We start from the raw sequence: 18,533 nt of genomic DNA, 5'->3' as shown, positions 1-18,533 counted from the left end.
GGGCTATCCCATTGCGGAGACACCCTCTCCCCAACCCTCTCCCGCAAGCGGGAGAGGGAGTGCACCGTGCTCGTGGAGGCAAAAGCGCCTGACGGCGCTTCCTACTACTTCGACCGCTGCACTGCCGGCTTCTCGCTGCCCTGCCTTGCCGCCGATAAATTGTGCGCCGTGTTGATCAGCGCGATGTGGGTCAGCGCCTGCGGGAAATTGCCGGTCTGGCGGCGGGCCACGGAATCGTATTCTTCGGCCAGCAGCCCGACGTCGTTGGCGATGCCGACCACGCGGTCAAGCAGAACTTGCGCCTTGTCGAGATCGCCCGACAGCACATAGGCATCGGCGAGCCATAGGGTACAGGCCAGGAAGGCGCCTTCGAGCGGCGGCTGGTCCGGGGGCAGCTCGCGCGGGTCGTGCCGCAGCACGAAACCGTCGCGCATCAGGCATTTTTCGGCCGCGGCGATGGTGCCGCGGATGCGCGGGTCGTCCGCCGGCAGGAACCCGACGGCGGGCAGCAGCAGCACGCTGGCGTCGAGCATCTTCGAGCCGTAGGATTCGACGAACGCATTCTCCTCCGCATCGAATCCCCTGTTGCAGACATCTCGATGAATGGCTTCGCGTAGCGCACGCCAGTGCAGCAGCGGCGCCTTGAAGCCGAAGGTCTCGGCGCTCTTGATGCCGCGGTCGAAGGCGACCCAGGTCATCACCTTGGAGAAGACATAGTGCTTGGGCTGGCCGCGCCGCTCCCAGATGCCGTGGTCGGGCCGGTCCCAGACTTCGGCCAGATGATTGAGCACGGCGCATTCCAGCGCCCAGGTCGTCTCGTCGTCGAGCTTGAGCCTCGCCATGCGCGACTGGTGGAAGGCGTCGATCAATTCGCCGTAAACATCGAGCTGGAGCTGCGCGTGGGCGGCATTGCCGACGCGCACCGGCTGCGCCCCCTCGTAGCCGCCGAGCCAGCCCGCCTCCCATTCCAGGAGGCGCCGCTGGCCCCAGATGCCGTACATGATCTGCATGTTCGCGGGCGAGCCGGCCGCGGCGCGCAGCAGCCAATTGTGCCAGGCCAGGGCTTCCTCGGTGTAGCCCGAGTTCATCAGCGCCAGCAGCGTGAAGGTGGCATCGCGCAGCCAGCAGAAGCGATAGTCCCAGTTCCTGCTGCCTCCGAGCTTCTCCGGCAAGGAGGTGGTGGGTGCCGCGACGATGCCGCCGGTCGGCGCGAAGGTCAGCGCCTTCAGCGTGATCAGCGAACGCAGGACCAGCTCCTGATAGTCGCCGTCACGGGTGCAATGGCCGCACCAGTCCTCCCAGAATTTTTCGGTCTCCTGAAGCGCCAGCTCCGCATCGATCGGTGCAGGCGGATCCAGATGCGAGGGACCGTAAGTCAGCACGAATGGCACGGTCTCGCCTTCCCTCACCTCGAAGTCCGCGACGGTGGTCAGATCCTCGCCGCGGGTCTCGACGGGTGTTCGCAGCACCGTCATGTCCTGCCCGGCGATGGCCATCAAGGAATGGTCGATCCGCCGCACCCAGGGAATATCAGCGCCGAAGCCGAAGCGGATGACGAGCTCCATCCGCATCTTCACGGTGCCCTCGAGGCCGCGCACCAGCCGTACGATGTCCGACGCCTTGCCGCGCGGCGGCATGAAGTCGATCAGCGCAACCGTGCCGCTCTTCGTCTCGAAGCGCGTCTCGAGGACGAGGGTATGGCCGACATAGCGCCGCGAAATGCGGGTCGCGTCCTCGCATGGCCCGATTAGCCAGCGCCCGTTCTTGTGGGTGCCGAGAATGGCGGCAAAGCACGCGTCGGAATCGAAGGCCGGCCAGCACAGCCAGTCGATCGAGCCGTTGCGCCCCACCAGCGCCGCGGTCTCGCAATCGCCGATCAGCGCATAGTCCTCGATCCTCTGAGCCAATGTCGTGCGAGCCTAGCAACGCCCGGCTGTTCAATTCCCGCCGGGCAATGAACGTTCCCGTGTCGCAGCCTTCAAAGCTGCGAGATCGATCCTGGAGATGATCTTGTCGAGCGCAACCGGTAGGCGCTGGCGCCAGTTCGGATGCTCGTCGATCGTGCCGGGGATGTTAGGCTGGTCGACAACGCCGAGCAGATCCTCCATCGACACCGCAAGCAGCCGGGACGGCGTGCGCGACAGGAAGGCCAGCACAGAGTAGAGATCGTTGGCGGTGATGCCGTTCTGGCGCAGGATCTCGTCGAGCCCGCCGAGCGCATCCCATCGCGCCTGGTCGTTCTCGCCGGGATCGAGCCCGAGCGAGCGCTTCATCTTGAGATCGCCGAAGGAGCGCCAGCCGGCATAGGTCGACAGGTCATGCGTATTCAGCGTCACCAGCGCATTGGGCCGGTAATGGTCGACATTGCGGAAATGCCCGGCATCGTCGCGCTCGAACATCATGACGAGATAGGACCAGATGCCGAAATCCTGCATCATCTCGCGAAAGCCTTCCGGCACGGTGCCGAGATCCTCGCCGATCACAATGCATTTATGGGCCGCGCTCTCGCGCGCTACGGCGGCCAGCAGTGCCTCGAACGGCATCTGCACATAGGCGCCGTTGTCGGGCTTGAAGCCGCGCGGCACGAGATAGAGCCGTTTCAGGCCGAGCACGTGATCGAGCCTGATGGCGCCGGCATGGCGCATCGACGCCGCGAGCATGTCGGCGAACGGGACGAAGGATTGCGCTTCCAGCCCACCGGCATTGAAGCCGGCAAGGCCCCAATCCTGGCCGATCGTGTTGAGCACGTCGGGCGGCGCGCCGACCGCGAGATGACGCGAGATCGCCGTCTGCTCGTTCCAGGCATCGAAGCCGTTGGACTGCACGCCGACGGCGACGTCGAGATAGAGCCCGACCCGCATGCCGAGCTGGCCGGCGAGCGTCTTGGCGGCATGCAGCTGGCTATCGGCCGTCCATTGCACGAATTCGACGAACTCGACCTCGCGCCTCTCCGCGCCATTACGCAGCTCGGCGCATTTCGCCTCGTCCGGCTGCTGCCATTCCGCCGGCCATTCCCACCAGGGTCCGGTGAAACGATGCCGCAGCACCTCGAAACAGGCAAAGCGGGACAACAGCGGCGCGCGCTCCGCACGGAAGGCGTCAAACGCCTTGCGACGCGCCTCGCTCGCGCTTGTCACGAAGCTGTTAAAGGCGGCGCGCAGGCCCAGCCATTTCAGCGCCGCCATGTCGGTATAAGGGACGCGGTCGCCCTCGCGCAGACGGGCGGCCGTTGCGGCCGCGTCGGGCACGAGGTCGGCCGAGAATTCAGGGATCGCCTCGACGTCGATATAGAGCGGGTTGAGGAAAAGCCGGCTGTTCGGCGAATAGGGGCTGCAATCGGCCGGGTGATCGTCGAACAGGACATGCAGCGGATTGAGCCCGACGCCGTCGGCCCCGAGCTGCTTGGCGAGCCGGACCAGGCCCGCGAGATCGGTGAAATCGCCGATGCCCCAATTGCGGTCGGAGCGGACGCTGTAGAGCTGCACGGCGAGCAGCCAGCCGCGGTCGAAATCGCCACCGAAACAGCGCTCGGGCGCCACGATCATCGGCACGTCTTCGCTCGCACCTTCGGCATCGGTCAGCGTCAGGCGGTGATACCCGAGCGCCAGGCCCGCGGGCCAGGCGATCACGGGCTCCCGCGTCTCGCCTGCCGCGATCACATTACCGTTGCCGGCGATTTTCCATTGCAGCGGCGGCGCGCCAACCGACGCCAATTCCGTGCGCGGGCGTCCGAGCGCACGGACCACGACCGGCCCGCTGACGAAGCGATAGACCCGCTTCTCCGGCAGGGCATCGAGGATGGATTTGAGGGCCTCGGGCGCGGTGACCCGCAGCTTGCCGAGGGCATCGATGAATTCGGATTGAACGCCCTTGTTCCGGGCTTGAGCTAAAAGATCCATTCGGCACGCAGCTTGCAGGCCATTAATTGGCCAGGGGCATCGAGAATAACGAGATCGCGGAAGAGGTTAGTCAGGGGTAACTCGCAAACTGCGCTTGCCGTTCCCAGGGGAACCAATGACACACAAGCGGCTTTCTATCATGGTACCAAGCGTGGGTTCCCGACAAGGGAAACGGGCTCCTGCTTTCTTGTCAATGGCATCACCGTGAACAAGACAATTCAAACTGTCGAGAGTGCCGCGGCCGGCAGCGCTTTCCTGATCGAGGACGTCTATCCCGCTATCGACGGCGGCCGTTTCGCCGTGAAGCGGATCGCGGGCGAGCCGGTCGAGGTCTGGGCCGACATCTACCGCGATGGCGAGGCAGTGATCTCAGCCGCGCTGATCTGGCGAGGAGAGCAGGAGCGCGAATGGCGGAGCGAGCCGATGACCCATCACGGCAATGACCGCTGGTCCGGCGCGTTCACGCCCCCCGAGCCCGGCCAATATGTCTACGCGATCGAAGCCTGGACCGACGAGTTCGCCACGTGGTCGCACGCCGCCGCGCGAAAGCGGCGCACCGGGGCCGATGTCAGCCTCGATGCGATCGAGGGCGCCGGGCTTTTGACCAAGGCGCATGGCGCGCGGCAGGACGCCGCAGCTATCATCATCAGGCAGTGCGAAGATTACCTGAGGAACGGCGACATCACCTCGCTGCTCGCGACCGAGCTCGGCGAAGCCATGGCCGAGAGCCAGTCGCGGCCGGACCTGACGCGTTCGCCATTCTTCCCGCTAGCCGCCGACCGCGACAAGGCCCGCTTCAGCACCTGGTATCAGATGATGCCGCGCAGCCAGAGCGCATTGCCAGGCCGGCATGGCACGCTGCGCGACTGCATCGCGCGCGTGCCTGACATCGCCGCGATGGGCTTCGACGTGCTCTACTTCACGCCGATCCACCCGATCGGCAAGACCAGCCGCAAGGGCCGCAACAATGCGCCGGTGGCCCGTGAAGGCGATCCCGGCTCGCCCTATGCGATCGGCTCGGCCGAGGGCGGCCACGATGCGCTGCATCCGGAGCTCGGCACGATCGAGGACTTCCGCGCGTTGGTCGCCACATGTCTTGAATACGGGCTCGAGCTTGCGCTGGACTTCGCGGTGCAGTGCTCGCCGGATCATCCCTGGCTGACGCAGCATCCGGAATGGTTCAAATGGCGGCCCGACCGCTCGGTGAAGACGGCGGACGGCCCCTATTCCGACATCGTTATCCCCGACTTCAATTCGGTCGATCGCGTCGGGCTGTGGAATGCGTTTCGCGACGCCATGCTGTTCTGGATCGACAAGGGTGTAACCATCTTCGCCATCGACAATCACGACACCGCGCCGCTCGCGTTCTGGGAGTGGCTGATCCGCGACATAAGCCGCCGTCATCCCGACGTGATCCTGTTCTCCAAGACCTATGCACGGCCAAAGCCGATGAAGGGCCTCGCCAAGCTCGGCTTCGCGCAGTCCTTCACTTACTTCCCCTGGCGCACGGAAAAATGGGAGCTGGAGCAATATCTCGGCGAGCTGACGCGCTATCCCGAACGCGATTTCTACCGTCCGAACATGTTCGTCAACACGCCTGACCTGTTGCCCTTTCACCTGCAGAGCGGAGAGGCCTGGGCCTTCAAGTCGCGGATCGCACTGGCTGCAACGCTCTCGGGCAATTACGGCATCTACAGCGGATTCGAGCTGCTGGAGCACGACGCCATTCCCGGCCGCGAAGAATATCTGGATTCCGAGAAGTACCAGATCAGGCAGCGCGACTGGGACAGATCGGGCAACATCAAACCCTACATCGCCGCGCTCAACCGCATCCGCAACGAGAACGCGGCGCTCCAGCAGACCGCGAATTTGCGCTTCCTCGCCATCGAGGACCGCGAGACGATCGCCTTCGCCAAGGAGGCGGCCGATCCGGCCAACATTGTTGTCGTCGTGATCGCGCTGTCGCGCCACGTACGGGAATGCTGGCTGCCGCTCGGCGATCTCACAGTTGACGCCGGCGGACGGCGTCACCATGTGACGACACTCGAAAACCTCCTCACCGGCGAACAGTCCCGCATCGAATGGGGCGGCATCAAGTTGCGTATCGATCCCGACCGCGATCCGGCACTTCTGTTCCGCTGCCTGGCGTAAGGGGTCACGCCATGAATGTTCTGTCTTCCGTCGATACCAAGAAGGCTGAGGCTGCCGAGGTCGTAGATGAGCTCTGGTATAAGGACGCCATCATCTACCAGCTCCACGTCAAAGCCTTCGCCGACAGCAACAATGACGGCGTCGGCGACTTCGCCGGGCTGACCGAGCGACTGCCCTATCTGCAGGAGCTCGGCGTCACCGCGCTGTGGCTGCTGCCGTTCTACCCTTCGCCCGGCCGCGACGACGGCTACGACATCGCCGATTACGGCGCGGTCAATCCCGATTTCGGGACGATGAAGGACTTCAAGCGGTTCATCCAGGAAGCGCAGAAGCGGGGCTTGCGCGTCATCACCGAGCTCGTGGTCAACCACACCTCGGACCAGCACAAATGGTTCAAGCGCGCGCGCCGCAGCCATCCGGGCTCGAGCGCGCGCAACTGGTACGTCTGGAGCGACACGGACCAGAAGTACCAGGGCACGCGCATCATCTTCACCGACACGGAGAAGTCGAACTGGACCTGGGATCCGGAGGCCGGCGCGTTCTACTGGCACCGCTTCTTCTCGCACCAGCCCGATCTCAATTTCGACAATCCGCGCGTTGTCAGCGCCATCATCCAAGTGATGAAGCGCTGGCTCGATGCCGGTGTCGACGGCTTCCGCCTCGATGCCATTCCCTATCTGTGCGAGCGCGAGGGCACCTCGAACGAGAACCTGCCCGAGACGCATGCGATCATCAAGCGCCTGCGCCAGGAGCTGGACGCGTATTCCAAGGGCAAGCTGCTGCTGGCCGAGGCCAATCAATGGCCGGAGGACGTGCAGGAATATTTCGGCCGTGGCGACGAGTGCCACATGGCCTATCACTTCCCGCTGATGCCGCGCATCTACATGGCGATCGCCCAGGAAGACCGCTTCCCGATCACCGACATCCTGCGCCAGACGCCGGATATCCCGGCGAGCTGCCAATGGGCGCTGTTCCTGCGCAATCACGACGAGCTCACGCTGGAGATGGTCACCGACGTCGAGCGCGACTATCTGTGGACCACCTACGCCAACGATCCCCGCGCGCGCATCAATGTCGGCATCCGCCGGCGCCTTGCGCCGCTGATGGACAACGACCGGCGCAAGATCGAGTTGATGAACTCGCTCCTGCTGTCGTTCCCGGGCACGCCGATCATCTATTACGGCGACGAGATCGGGATGGGCGACAACATCTATCTCGGCGACCGCAACGGCGTCCGCACGCCGATGCAATGGAGCCCGGACCGCAACGGCGGCTTCTCGCGCTGCGACCCCGCCCGCCTCTACGCGCCGCTGATCATGGATCCCGTCTACGGCTATGAATCCGTGAACGTCGAGGCGCAGTCGCGCAGCCTGTCCTCGCTGCTCAGCGCCACCAAACGGCTGATCTCGGTGCGCAAATCGACGCTCGCCTTCGGCCGCGGCAGCATGACCTTCATCCGCCCGGCCAATCGCGCCGTGCTCGCCTATGTCCGCCAATACCGCGACGAGGTGATCCTCTGCGTCGCCAATCTGTCGCGCGCCGCGCAGGCGACCGAGCTCGACCTGTCGCCGTGGAAGGACCGCATCCCGCAGGAGATGCTCGGCCGCACGCGCTTTCCCGCGATCGGCGAATTGCCCTACATGATCACGCTGGGGCCCTACGGCTTCTACTGGTTCCAGCTTCAGGAGCGCGACAAGTCCGAGCCGGTTGTGCCGCGCGCGGTGCCGGAATTCGAGACGCTGGTCGTGCCGGTGAACTCGAACTGGGTCTCGCTCGCCCGCGAGCGCGGCGTGTTCGAGCGCGACGTGCTGCCGGGCTTCCTGTCACGGACGCGCTGGTATCCCGAGAACAATCCCAAGCACATCCGGACCACGCTGACCTCCGCGGTACCGTTCAGCGACATCGGCGACAACAGACCCTGGATCGCGTTCTTCGAGACGACGCGGGACGAGGTGACGACGCGGTACGTGATGCCCATGCAGATCGAATGGGTGCGTTTCGACCGCGAGCGCTTCAACCCGAAGGCGCTCGCCGCCGTCCGCCAGGGCGCACGCGAAGGCACGCTCCTCGACGTCGCGACCGAGCAGATCTTCATCGGTCTGTTCTTACGAGGGCTGTCGCAAAACCTGGTCGTGGACGAGAACAATCTGCGGCTCGAGTTCAAGGCGACCAGCCGTTTCGCCGACTACACCATCAAGGAGCCCGAACGCATCCGCGCCATCGAACAGTCGAACAGTACCGCGCTGGTCGACAACAAGTACGTTGCCAAAATTTATCGGCGGCTGGAAAGCGGCATCAGCCCTGAGATCGAGATCGGCTACTATCTCACCGAGGTCGCCCGCTTTGCCAATACGCCGGCGCTGCTCGGCAGCGTCGAGCTGGTCGACGGCAACCAGCGCAGCGCGCTCGGCGTGCTGCATGCCTATGTCGAGAACCAGGGCGACGGCTGGACCGTGACGACCGGATATCTCGACCGCTATATCGACGAGCAGCGCGTGGCGCCGGCCGACGAGATGCCGCGCGAAACCCAGGAGCAGGCGCCCTATCTGCATTTCATCGCGCAGATCGGCCGGCGGCTCGCCGAGCTGCATGTCGCTCTCACCGCGGCAGAGCCCGCCGATCTCGCCCCGGAGCCGATCGACTCCGCCCAGATCAAGGCTGCGCTCTCCGACCTCAAGGCGCGTGCCGAGCGGATTCTCGAGCTGCTTGCCGACAGCCGCGACGGGCTGCGGGAGATGGACCGGCCCCTGATCGACCGGCTCATCGCTGCACGCGCGGACCTGTTCGACCGCCTCAATGCGCTCTTGCCATCCGAGATCGGCGGGTTGAACATCCGTCATCATGGCGACTTCCGGCTCGGGCAAACTCTGATCGTGAAGGACGATATCTTCATCATCGACTTCGACGGCGATCCGCGTGTGCCGCTGGCCAACAAGCGCCGCAAGGCGCCGGCCGCGCGCGACGTCGCCGGCCTGATCCATTCCATCGACCTTTCTGTGAACGTGGCGCTGAGCCGCGCGCTCACGGGTGCTTCCGACGAGCAGGACCGGCTCGCGGCCGCCCTCGACGAATGGCGCGAGCGCGCCACCGCGACCTTCCTGTCCGCCTACCGCGAAGCCATGACCGATCGGAGGCTGTGGCCGGACGATCGGTCCTGCGCGGAAGGCCTGTTGAGATTTTTCCTGCTGGATCGAGCGTTCCACGACGTAGAGTACGAGCTGTCCCGCCGGCCTGAGGGACTCCATGCGCCGCTGACCGGACTGCTTCGCATTCTGTCAAGTGCCGAGAGCGAAGCCCATGCCTAAACTGCCTGCAGAAGCCTATGCGATCATCGAAGGCCGCCACTCCGACCCCTTCCACTATCTCGGGCTGCATCCCGAGGGCGGAAAGAGCGTTGTCCGCGCGTTTCTGCCCGAGGCCACCAATGTCGAGGCAGTCGGCGACCATGGCGAGGTCGCGCCGCTCGATCGCGTCCACGATTCCGGCCTGTTCATCGGCGCCCTGCCCAACGGCTCGAAGCACTACCAGCTGCGCGCGAAGTTCGGCAACGACGTGGTCGAGTTCGAGGATGCCTACCGTTTTCCGCCGATCCTGACCGATTTCGACCTCTATTTGCTCGGCGAAGGCACCCATCAGCGCCTCTACGACAAGCTCGGCGCGCATCCGATGCGGCTCGAGGGCGTCGACGGCATCGGCTTCGTGGTGCTCGCGCCGAACGCGCGGCGCGTCTCCGTGGTCGGCGACTTCAACTACTGGGACGGGCGACGCCATCCGATGCGGGTGCGCGGCAACGGCTATTGGGAATTGTTCATCCCGCATGCGAAGGCCGGCGATCACTACAAGTTTGAAATCGTCGGACCGCATGGTCATCTGCTGCCGCTGAAATCCGATCCGATGGCATTTGCCAGCGAGCTGCGGCCGAAGACGGCCTCGATCGTGTTCGACGAAGCGCGCCTGCCGCGACCGCGCCCGGCGCCTGAAGGCATCAACGCATTGTCGGCGCCGATGTCGATCTACGAGGTGCATCTCGGCTCGTGGCGGCGCAAGGACAACAATGAATGGCTGACCTATCGCGAGCTGGCCGAGCAGCTGCCGGCCTATGCCCGCGACATGGGCTTCACCCATCTCGAATTCCTGCCGGTGAACGAGCATCCGTTCGATGGCTCCTGGGGCTATCAGCCGACCGGCCTCTATGCGCCAACCAGCCGTTTCGGCGGCCCCGAGGATTTTGCGGCGCTGATCGATGCCTGCCACCGCGAAGGCATCGGGGTGCTGCTCGACTGGGTGCCGGGCCACTTCCCCGACGATCCGCACGGGCTCGGCCATTTCGACGGCACCGCGCTCTATGAGCACGCCAACCCGCTCCAGGGCCGCCACCTCGACTGGGGCACGCTGATCTACAATTACGGCCGCACCGAAGTGACGAACTTCCTGGTGTCGAATGCGCTGTTCTGGATGGAGCGTTACGCCATCGACGGCCTGCGCGTAGATGCGGTCGCGTCCATGCTCTATCTCGACTACAGCCGGCCGCCCGACGCCTGGATCCCGAACCAATATGGCGGGCGGGAGAACATCGAGGCGATCAACTTCCTGCGCCGCTTCAACACGGAAGTGTTCGCCCGCTTCCCGCAGGCAACCACCGCCGCCGAGGAGTCCACCGCCTGGCCCCAAGTCTCGCGCCCGGTCGAGTTCGGCGGGCTCGGCTTCGGCTACAAGTGGAACATGGGCTGGATGCACGACACGCTGAACTACATCAGCAAGGATCCGATCCACCGCAAGCATCACCACGGCGAGATCCTGTTCGGCCTGCACTATGCGTTCTCGGAGAACTTCATCCTGCCGCTGTCGCATGATGAGGTCGTGCACGGCAAGCGCTCGATCCTCGGCCGCATGCCCGGCGACGAGTGGCAGCGCTTTGCCAATTTGCGCGCCTATTACAGCTTCATGTTCGGCCATCCCGGCAAGAAGCTCTTGTTCATGGGCGCCGAGATCGCGCAGAGCCGCGAATGGAATCACGACCAGTCGCTCGACTGGCACCTGCTCGAATACAAGGTCCATTCCGGCGTCCAGGCCTTGATCCGCGACCTCAATCGGCTCTATCGCGCGGTTCCGGCGCTGCACCAGATGGATTGCGAGCAGGCCGGCTTCGAATGGCTGATCACCGATGATGCCAACCGCAACGTCTTCGCCTGGCTGCGCAAGGGATTCGACGAGCACGCGCGGTGTCTCGTCATCGTCAACTTCTCGCCTAACGTCTACCAGAACTATCGCGTTCGCGTGCCCTTCGGCGGCAAGTGGAAGGAAGTTCTCAACTCCGATTCCGCCCATTACGGCGGCAGCAATGTCGGCAATGTCGGCGAGGTCCATGCCGAGGGCGGCGAGCTGCGCCTCACCATTCCGCCGCTGGCTGCGATCTTTCTCGTTCCGGAAAGCTGATCGATGCGCCTGACTGCCGGATCGCCCGCACGGCTCGGCGCAAGCTGGGACGGACGCGGTACCAATTTCGCGCTGTTCTCCGCCAACGCGCAGAAGGTCGAGCTCTGCCTGTTCGACACCCAAGGCCGCCGCGAGCTCGAGCGCATCGAGCTGCCCGAGAAGACGGAGGATGTCTGGCACGGCTATCTCAACGACGTCGCGCCGGGCCAGCTCTACGGCTTTCGCGTGCACGGCCCCTACGAGCCCGAGCACGGCCATCGCTTCAACGCCAACAAGCTGCTGCTCGACCCCTACGCCAAGCGGCTTGCCGGGCGCCTGGTCTGGAGCGATGCGCATTTCGCCTACCGCACCGGAAGCCCGCGCGAGGACCTGTCCTTCGACCGGCGCGACAATGCGCGCGGCATGCCCAAGGCCGTCGTGGTCGACGAGACCTTCAACTGGGGCCGCCGCGAGATCCGGCCGAATATTCCCTGGGAAGACACGATCATCTATGAGGCCCACGTCAAGGGCCTGACGCAGAAGCGCGAGGACGTTCCGCCGAATCTGCGCGGCACCTATGGCGGCCTGTCATCGCCCGCGATGATCGAGCACCTCAAGAAGCTCGGCGTCACCACGGTCGAGCTGTTGCCGGTGCACAGCTTCGTCGACGACCGCATCCTGGTGGAAAAGAAGCTCGCTAATTACTGGGGCTACAACACGCTGTCGTTCTTTGCGCCCGAGCCACGCTACGCCCAGGACAACGCGCTCGATTCCTTCCGCACCACGGTGGCGCGGCTGCACGATGCCGGCATCGAGGTGATGCTCGACGTGGTCTACAACCACACCGCCGAGGGAAATCATCTCGGTCCGACGCTGTGCTATCGCGGCATCGACAACGCCTCCTATTATTGGCTGAACCGCGAGAACCCGCGCTATTACGACGACTTCACCGGATGCGGCTCGTCGGTGAACCTCGCCCATCCCCGCGTGCTGCAGATGGTGATGGATTCCCTGCGCTACTGGGTCGAGGTCTGCCATGTCGACGGCTTCCGCTTCGACCTCGCCACCACGCTGGCGCGCGGGCCGAACGGTTTCGATCGCGGCAGCTCGTTCCTGACCGCGGTACGGCAGGACCCGGTGCTGGCGACGGTCAAGCTCGTCGCCGAGCCGTGGGACCTCGGCCTCGGCGGCTACCAGGTCGGAGCCTTTCCCTCGCAATGGTCAGAATGGAACGACCGCTATCGCAGCGCCATGCGCCGCTACTGGAGCGGTGAAGGTAGCCTGATCGGCGACATCTCCAGCCGCATGACCGCGTCCTCCGACTTGTTCAATCACGACGGACGGCGGCCGCGCGCCAGCATCAACCACATCACCGTCCACGACGGCTTCACGCTCGCCGACCTCTTCAGCTACAACGAGAAGCACAACGAGGCCAACGGCGAGGACAATCGCGACGGCTCCAACGACAATCACAGCAACAATTGCGGCGTCGAGGGCCCGACCGATGATCCTGGTATCATCAGCCTGCGCCGCCAGCTGCGCAAGAACGTGCTGGCCTGCCTGATGCTGGCCCAGGGCGTTCCGCTGATCCTCGCCGGCGACGAGGTCGGCAACTCGCAATCCGGCAACAACAACGCCTATTGCCAGGATAACGAGGTCGGCTGGGTCGGCTGGGACAATCTCGGCAAGGACGGCGACGACATGATCGACTTCGTCGCCCAGCTCGCCGACATCCGCCGCCGTTTCTCACAGCTGCGCAGCCATCGCTGGCTCGACGGCCGCCCCAAGGACGGCGTCTCCTACGGCGCATTGTGGCTGACGCCCGCCGGCAACGAGATGACGGAGAGTGACTGGACATTCCCGGATGGGCGGTTTCTCTCCTATGTGATGGGCCCGATGGAACCGGGTGGGGCTGCGATCTTTATCGTACTGAACGCCGCTCCCGAAGAGATCGCATTCAAATTGCCCAAAATGACCGAATACAAGAGCTGGCAGCAGCTGCTGAACACGACCGATGCCAAGCTGAATACGATCGACTTCCTGCCCGGGAGCGACAGCAAGGCGCCGCCACGCTCCGTGCTCGCCTTCGCAGGCGCGCTATGAGGCCATCCTTCGGGGCGAGGCCGACCAAGGACGGCGTGTCGTTCCGGCTGTGGGCGCCGGCCGCGCGCCGCGTCGATCTCCTGCTCGACCGCAGGCACGCGATGCAGCGCCGGCAGGATGGCTGGTTCGTCGCCGAGATCGCCGGCTTGTCATCTAGCAGCAAGTACAAGTTCAGGATCGACGACGACATCGACGTGCCGGATCCCGCTTCGGCCTTCCAGCCCGACGACGTGTTCGGCCCGAGCGAGGTGATCGATCACGATGCCTTCGTCTGGCGCGCGCGCGATTGGCGCGGCCGTCCCTGGGAAGAGACGGTGCTGATCGAAACCCATGTCGGCACCTTCACGTCCGAAGGCAGCTATCGCGCCATGATCGACAAGCTCGATCACCTCGCCGCGACCGGCATCAATGCGCTGGAATTGATGCCGCTCGCCGATTTCGCAGGCCGCCGCGGCTGGGGCTATGACGGCGTGCTGTGGTATGCGCCGGACAGCGCCTATGGCCGGCCCGAAGACCTGAAGACGCTGATCGACGAGGCGCATCTGCGCGGGCTGATGGTGTTCCTCGACGTCGTCTACAATCATTTCGGCCCGGAAGGAAACTATCTCGGCCGTTACGCGCCGACCTTCTTCACCGATGCGCACACGCCGTGGGGCAGCGCGATCGATTATCGCGTGCCGCAGGTGCGAGCCTTCGCCGTCGAGAATGCGCTGTCCTGGCTCGGCGACTACCGCTTCGATGGCCTCAGACTCGACGCCGCCAACCACATCATGGCTGTCCCGGGCGAGCAGTCCATGCTGCAGGACCTCAGCGTTGCCACCGGCGAGCTCGCCAAGGCCACGGGACGCCACATCCATCTCGTGCTGGAGAACGGCGACAACCGCGCCAGCCTGCTCGATGCCGCGCAGGACCCGCCGAGCGGCAAATATCGGGGGCAGTGGAACGATGATTATCATCACGTCTGGCACGTGATGCTGACCGGCGAGCATGCCGGCTACTATGGCGATTACCAGACGCCGCGCATGGATCTGGCACGCGCGCTCGCCTCCGGCTTCGTCTATCAGGGCGAGACCTCGGAATTCTGGGGCAAGAAGTCGCGCGGCGAGCCGAGCGGCCAGCTGCCGCCATCGACCTTCGTCAATTTCCTGCAGAACCACGACCAGATCGGCAATCGCCCGCTGGGCGAGCGGCTGGAAAGCCTGGCATCGCCACAGCAGATCGAGGCCGCGCTCGCGGTCACCCTGCTCGCGCCGATGGTGCCGATGCTGTTTCAGGGCGAGGAATGGGGCTCGAAGGTCCCCTTCCCGTTCTTCTGCGATTTCCAGGGCGGGTTAGCCGATGCCGTGCGCAAGGGACGCAAGCGCGAATATGCATGGGCTTACGAGAAATACGGCGACGAGGTGCCCGACCCGCTCGATCCGGCAACACTGCAATCGGCCGCGCTCGACTGGACCGGCCGCACGCCGCAACAGGAAGCGCGGCTCGCGCTGGTGCGGGAGTTGCTCAGCGTCCGTCACAAGCAGATCGTGCCGCGGCTGAAGGGCGCAAGCTTCGGTGATGCCGAAGCGGCCGACAACGGCCTCGTCACCGCACATTGGCGCATGGGCGACGGCACCACGTTGCGTCTTGTCGCCAACCTGTCGGATCATGAGATCACCTCCAGCGTCAGCGCGGGCACGCCGATCTGGGGCGGCGGAGCCGGCGAGCGGCTCACGCCCTGGTCGGTGGTTTGGCGCCTCGGAGGTTAGAATGCCTCCCGCCATTCCGCTCGCGACCTACCGGCTCCAGCTCACCGCGGATTTCGATTTCGACAAGGCCGCCGCGGTCGTTCCCTATCTCAAGGCGCTGGGCATTACGCATCTCTACGCCTCGCCGGTGATGAAGGCCCGCAAAGGCTCGACTCATGGCTACGACACCGTCGATCACGGCCAGTTCAATCCCGAGCTCGGCGGCGAGGCCGGCTTTGCGCGGCTGAGCCAGGTGCTTCAGCAGCACAATCTCGGGCTCATCATCGATTTCGTTCCCAACCATGTCGGCGTGCATTTTGCCGACAATCCGTGGTGGCTCGACGTGCTGGAATGGGGCCAGGCCTCGCCGCACGCGGCGTCCTTCGACATCGACTGGGACCAGCTGGCCTACCGCGCTCGCGGCGGCGTGCTGCTGCCGATCCTCGGCTCGTCCTACGGCGAGGCGCTGGAGCGCGGCGATATCGAGCTGCGCTACGACCCGGACGAAGGGACTTTTTCCGCCTGGTATTTCGAGCACCGCTTACCGATCGCGCCGGAGCGCTATGGCGAGATGCTGCGGATTGTCGTCAAGGAGGCGGACGCGGCGGAAACGGAGCCCGGCAAGCGCCTGCTGTCGCTCGCGACCCGCACCACAGGGCTGCGGCGCCCCAATCGCAAGGAAGCTCCCGGCTTCAAGTCCGAGCTCAAGGAGATCGCAGGCGCCGCCGACATCATCAAGCGCGGCCTTGCCGCCTATCGCGCCGGCAAGGACCGCCCGGCACAGACGTTGACGCTGCATCACCTCCTCGAGCGCCAACACTACAAGCTCGGGCACTGGCGGCTTGCTTCGAGCGACATCAACTATCGCCGCTTCTTCGACGTCAACGGCCTCGCCGGCCTGCGCGTCGAGGACGCGAGCACGTTTGCCGCCACGCACCGGCTGGTGAAGCAGCTCATCGCCGACGGCAAATTGCAGGGAATCCGGCTCGATCACATTGACGGCCTGCGTGACCCGGCCCAATATTGCCAGCGATTGCGCCGCTTGGTGCGCGACGCGCAGGGCAACGCAAAGCCCTTCTACACCGTGATCGAGAAGATCCTGTGCGAGCACGAGCGCCTGCCGCATTTCGCCGGCGTCCAGGGCACCACCGGCTACGAGTGGATGAATGTCATCACCCACGTGCTGGTCGATCCCAGGGGACTGGAGGCGCTGGACGAGACCTGGCGGCAGATCAGCAACCGGTCGCCGCGGCTTGTGCCTTACGTCAAGGACGCCAAGCGGCGCGTGCTGGAGACGCTGCTCACCAGCGAATTCACCGTGCTGACGCGCCTGCTCGCGCGCATCGCCAACGGCCATTATTCGACGCGCGACTTCTCGGCCGACAGCCTGCGGCAAGCGCTCGAGCTCTATGTGTTGCATTTCCCGGTCTATCGCACCTACCTGACCCATAGCGGCCCGACCGCAGCGGACCGCAAGCTGATCGACGACACCATCGCGCGCGCCCGCCGCGACTGGTTCGCCGCCGACGAAGGCATTTTCGACTTCCTGCGCGATGCCTTGACCATGGACCTGCTCAAGCCGGGCCGTCCGCCGCACAGCGCCCCGCGCGTGCGCCGCTTCGCGCTGAAGGTGCAGCAATTCACCGGCCCGATGATGGCAAAGTCGCTGGAGGACACCGCGTTCTATCAATTCCACCGGCTGCTGGCGCTGAACGAGGTCGGCGGCGACCCCGCCAGCACCGGCCTCAGCATTCCCGCCTTCCACCAGGCCATGCAGGCCCGCGCCAGGGAATGGCCGCAAGGCATGACGGCAACCGCCACCCACGACACCAAGCGTGGTGAGGATGCGCGCACGCGCATCGCATCGCTCAGCGAGATTCCCGGTGAATGGACCAGCGCAGTGGCGCGCTGGAAGGTGCTGAACGCGCCGCACCTCACGCTGCACGGCAATTTCCGCGCGCCGTCGGCAACGTTTGAATACATGCTCTACCAGACCCTGCTCGGCGCCTGGCCGCTTCAAGCGCCGGCCGATGCCGCCTTCATCGAGCGCATCCAGGCCTATGCCCTCAAGGCCGCGCGCGAAGGCAAGGAGGAGACGAGCTGGCTCAACCCTCATGAAGCGTATGAGAACGGGATCCGCGATTTCATCGCGAAGATCCTCGACCCCGACCAGTCCGCGGAATTCCTTCAGGCCTTGCAGACGCTGGCGCGCCGCGTCGCGCTGCTCGGCACGTTGAACTCGCTGAGCCAGCTCACGCTCAAGGCGACGCTTCCGGGCGTGCCGGACTTCTATCAAGGCACCGAATTCTGGGACCTGTCGCTGGTCGATCCCGACAACCGCCGCCCGGTCGACTTCGCCGCGCGCCACGCGGCGCTGCCATCACTGGAAGCGCCGGACTGGAGCGGCCTGATCAAGAGCTGGCCGGACGGCAAGCTCAAGCTGGCCTGGACGCGGCATCTGCTCAAGCTACGGAACGAGCTGGCCGACGTCTTCGCGCAGGGCGACTACCAGCCGCTGGAGGTACGAGGCGCCCATGCCGACCATGTCATCGCCTTCGCGCGTCGTCAGGGCCGCGCCGCCGCGATCGTCGTGGTCGGGCGTCAGTTCGCGCCGTTCACCCAAGCAGGCCGGGAATGGCCCGCACCGGAAGCTATTGACGCCACTATCGACACCACGGGCTATGTCGTGCCCGGCCTTGCCGGCAATGACTTGCCGCTCGCGCAGGCCTTCCGCGATTGTCCTGCCTTCGTCGTCGCAGGCCGAACGGCGAATGCCGTCAGGGCGGCGCGGCAGCGCGTGCGCGCCTGAAGTCACTTTCCCCCGTCTTTGGTCAGCAGCAATTGGCCGCGCTTCCTGATCGTCGCCTGCGCCATCTCGGCAAAGCGCTGCAACAGCCAGGGCAGCACCACCTCGACCCGAACCTGATCGTCGCCGACATCGACCTGCCCCGTCGCGACCTGGCCGAGCGCGCGGACGCGGAAGGCCAGAGTGTCGCCGCTCCAGCTTTCCTCCTCGACCTGCATCACGGGAATGCTCGCCGCGGCGCGGCCAAGCCCCGTCTTGAGCCGGCGCACCGCCTCCTCACGGCCGAGACGATGCGGAATCGAGACGACGAGCGGTGCTGACATGGGTCCTGCCTTTCTGACTGACGTCACATAGTCATGTCGCGTCCACCAACAAAGGTTCCATGCAAGTTGATCCCCCGGCCGTGTTTCAAAGCCGGAACTTTACAACCTG

Annotated in this window: 9 protein-coding genes; 6 read left to right on the top strand and 3 right to left on the bottom strand. The window is 65.0% G+C overall.

The window, feature by feature from the left end; translation table 11 throughout:
* Window positions 1-104: 104 nt before the first annotated feature.
* Both I6F16_RS09150 and malQ read right to left on the bottom strand, forming a co-directional pair.
* Window positions 105-1,907 carry a glycoside hydrolase family 15 protein gene (locus tag I6F16_RS09150; RefSeq protein ID WP_225112108.1) on the bottom strand — a complete coding sequence of 601 codons (1,803 nt, stop codon included), beginning with the start codon at window positions 1,905-1,907 and terminating at the stop codon, window positions 105-107.
* A 30-nt stretch (window positions 1,908-1,937) separates the two neighbouring features.
* Complete coding sequence (malQ, locus tag I6F16_RS09145; protein ID WP_225112107.1) at window positions 1,938-3,899, bottom strand: 4-alpha-glucanotransferase; 1,962 nt, start codon at window positions 3,897-3,899, stop codon at window positions 1,938-1,940.
* Window positions 3,900-4,103: 204 nt separating this feature from the next.
* Between malQ and I6F16_RS09140 the strand changes: the two genes are divergently transcribed.
* Genes I6F16_RS09140 through treY form a run of 6 tightly spaced genes read left to right on the top strand, consistent with a single transcriptional unit; the run spans window position 4,104 to window position 18,104 of the window.
* Entirely contained in the window at window positions 4,104-6,050 is a 1,947-nt protein-coding gene (locus I6F16_RS09140) for a maltotransferase domain-containing protein (protein ID WP_225112106.1), read from the top strand.
* Window positions 6,051-6,061: 11 nt separating this feature from the next.
* Complete coding sequence (treS, locus tag I6F16_RS09135; RefSeq protein ID WP_128263832.1) at window positions 6,062-9,355, top strand: maltose alpha-D-glucosyltransferase; 3,294 nt, start codon at window positions 6,062-6,064, stop codon at window positions 9,353-9,355.
* Window positions 9,348-11,486: a 1,4-alpha-glucan branching protein GlgB gene (gene glgB / locus I6F16_RS09130; protein ID WP_036007258.1), complete on the top strand. Its 2,139-nt coding sequence runs from the start codon at window positions 9,348-9,350 to the stop codon at window positions 11,484-11,486. Before treS ends, glgB begins: the two co-directional genes overlap by 8 nt.
* A 3-nt stretch (window positions 11,487-11,489) precedes the next feature.
* Window positions 11,490-13,568, top strand: coding sequence for a glycogen debranching protein GlgX (gene glgX, locus I6F16_RS09125; protein WP_036027307.1), 2,079 nt, complete (start codon window positions 11,490-11,492; stop codon window positions 13,566-13,568).
* On the top strand, window positions 13,565-15,316 hold the full coding sequence (treZ, locus tag I6F16_RS09120) for a malto-oligosyltrehalose trehalohydrolase (protein WP_225112105.1): 1,752 nt from the start codon (window positions 13,565-13,567) through the stop codon (window positions 15,314-15,316). The genes glgX and treZ overlap by 4 nt, the downstream gene beginning before the upstream one ends.
* A 1-nt stretch (window position 15,317) precedes the next feature.
* On the top strand, window positions 15,318-18,104 hold the full coding sequence (gene treY / locus I6F16_RS09115; RefSeq protein WP_225112104.1) for a malto-oligosyltrehalose synthase: 2,787 nt from the start codon (window positions 15,318-15,320) through the stop codon (window positions 18,102-18,104).
* A gap of 2 nt (window positions 18,105-18,106) precedes the next feature.
* Here the strand turns inward: treY and I6F16_RS09110 are convergent, their stop codons facing one another.
* Window positions 18,107-18,424 carry a polyhydroxyalkanoic acid system family protein gene (locus I6F16_RS09110; protein WP_225112103.1) on the bottom strand — a complete coding sequence of 106 codons (318 nt, stop codon included), beginning with the start codon at window positions 18,422-18,424 and terminating at the stop codon, window positions 18,107-18,109.
* Window positions 18,425-18,533 lie beyond the last annotated feature (109 nt).

This window comes from Bradyrhizobium sp. IC4060 (assembly GCF_020193715.1).
GTDB classification, from domain to species: domain Bacteria; phylum Pseudomonadota; class Alphaproteobacteria; order Rhizobiales; family Xanthobacteraceae; genus Bradyrhizobium; species Bradyrhizobium yuanmingense.
This window is presented reverse-complemented; position numbering and strand designations above follow the sequence as displayed.